Source organism: Streptomyces phytophilus, assembly GCF_013870535.1.
Taxonomy (GTDB): Bacteria; Actinomycetota; Actinomycetes; order Streptomycetales; family Streptomycetaceae; genus Streptomyces; species Streptomyces phytophilus.
The window spans coordinates 1-2,239 of sequence record NZ_JACBXC010001008.1; the positions used below are offsets into that span (position 1 = coordinate 1).

Consider the following 2,239-nt stretch of genomic DNA (forward strand, 5'->3'; position numbering starts at 1 on the left):
CGCGGGTCAGTCGCCGTTCACCTTCCCCTGCACGAACTCGTAGCTCATGTCGCCGATCTTCGGCGCGTACTGCTCCGCGGCCTCGACCGAGGACCGGAAGTTCTCGCCCGCCCAGATCCGGCTCTCGCCGCAGTCGTCGGCGAACTCCGTCCAGCTGTTCCACTGGAGCGTGACGTCGGCGGCCGGGGTGACCCCCGGCTCGACCAGCGACGACCCCTTCGGGAAGGCGGCCGTCACCTTGATCTGGTCGCTGCCGGTGAACTGCCGCACCTGCGCGGCGAAGGCGAGGCAGAGCGCGGAGCTGGCGGACGGGTACTCGGGGTGGTCGGCGGAGACCGAGTCCAGGTAGCCCTGCCACTCGCGGCCGGTGATGTCGTCGACGGTGCCCTGGCCGGGCCCGCCCCACGCGGTCACCTTCCGGTCGCCGTAGAGGTGGTCGACCGCGCTGTTCGGGCGCACCGAGTCGAACTTGCGCTTGTAGTGCCAGGTGGCGATGGTGACGTCGACGAACGCCACGTCCGACATGGTGATGTAGTGCACGGTCTGCTCGGTGTTCAGGTTGCCCGCCAGCACCACCGGGGTGCCGGCGTACTGGCCGAAGGTGAGCACCTTGTCGTTGAACAGCTCGGCGGTCATCTTCTGCTCGTCGGTCAGCTCCGCCGACGCCTTCAGCACCTCGTCCGCCTGCCGCTTGTAGGCGCGGCGGTTGTGGTGGTCGCTGTCCACCGGCGGGGCGACCTTGAACTCGGTGGGGCTGTCGTACGTGAACGGCTCCACCCTGCCGTAGTACGGGGTCGCGAACTGCTGGTCCTTGTAGACGTCCCGCGTCGAGGACGTGCCCGGCTGCCAGCGGGACGGATTGCGCAGCTCCTGCGCGGTGTTGACCGGCCGGTATCCGGTGTAGTCGGAATAGGGCCGCTTGTTGTACTTGCGGCCGCCCATGTCGCCGTCCCGGTTGCTGCCGTCGTCCTGGCGGGCCGCGATCGCGTTCTTCGCCGCGAGGATGCCGATGCCGCTCGGCGTGGCGGGGTCCTCCGCGGTGGCGGCCGGGTCGAGGCCCGCCGCCTCCATCATCTCGATCCACCGGTCCTTGTACTCCGGCAGCAGGGCGTTCAGCGAGGTGAACGCCGCGTAGGTGACGGCGATGTTCTGGTTGCGCGTCGTGTGCTCGGATTCCGGACGGCGCGGTATATCGGAGAAGATGCCCTTCGCCGTGGGGTGATACGGCGCGATGGCGTCGAACCACGGCATTTCGATGAGCATGGCGTGATCCACGGTCAGCGACACCGCGCGGCCCGAACTCTCCTCGCGCGACACCCGCTGGAACTTCGGATAGACGACTTCCATCAGCACGTTGTCATGGTCGATGTCGAAGCCGTCGTCCTGCGACGACGCCGGCACCGCACTCGTCAGTGTCCCCGTCAGCGCCGCCGCGGTGGCGATGGCCACCGCGTATCCCAGACGCCGGTTCCGTAGCCGTGTCAATTTCGCCACCGGACGATCTCCTTGTTCGTGCGTGGGGTGGATCCGCAAACGGGCGCGCCGTATTGCGCAAAGGAGTTGCACACTGATCAAGGAGGCTAGGCGCGCGCCCACCCCCGGTCCACTGCTCGATCGGGTAGTGCGCACTACCCATGCTGGAGCTTTGCGGCTGTTGCCCGCGCGCACGTTCGCCGGGAAGAATTCGGCCGGTAATACATTCTTCTCCGGCTCCTACGGTCGACGGGTGAGTGCGCGCATGTGGAGCAGCGGGGAGCAGGCGGAACCGGCCGGAGACACCTCGGCGCCGAACGGGGACCGGGGCGTGGCCCAGGACGCGGCGGTCGCGGTGCCGGTGGCGTCGCTGCTGCCCGGCGACTCGCCCCGGCTCGCCGGCGTCGACCCCGACCACGTACAACTGCTCGCCGCGCTGCCCCGGCTGCCGCCGGTGCTCGTCCACCGCGGCACCATGCGCGTCGTCGACGGCATGCACCGGCTGCACGCCGCACGGCTCAGGGGCGAGACGACGCTCCCGGCCACCTTCTTCGACGGCGACGAGAAGGAAGCCTTCCTGCGCGCCGTCGAACGCAACCTTGCCGACGGGCTGCCGCTCTCCCTCCACGACCGCGAGGCCGCGGCCGTCCGCATCCTCGCCGCGTACCGGCAGTGGTCGGACCGCGCCGTCGCCACCGCGGCGGGCCTCTCCCCGACGACGGTGGGCGCCATCCGGCGCCGCTTCTTCGTCCCCGCCGAGGGCGCC

General features: G+C 69.7%; 2 protein-coding genes. One reads left to right on the top strand and one right to left on the bottom strand.

What is annotated here, in order from left to right; all coding sequences use genetic code 11:
• Positions 1-6: 6 nt before the first annotated feature.
• Positions 7-1,494 carry a vanadium-dependent haloperoxidase gene (locus H5J30_RS28340; RefSeq protein ID WP_309505653.1) on the bottom strand — a complete coding sequence of 496 codons (1,488 nt, stop codon included), beginning with the start codon at positions 1,492-1,494 and terminating at the stop codon, positions 7-9.
• 232 nt (positions 1,495-1,726) lie between these two features.
• Here H5J30_RS28340 and H5J30_RS28345 point away from each other — a divergent pair.
• Positions 1,727-2,239, top strand: a 513-nt coding sequence (locus H5J30_RS28345; RefSeq protein ID WP_309505654.1) for a ParB/RepB/Spo0J family partition protein, incomplete at its 3' end; no start/stop codon positions are given.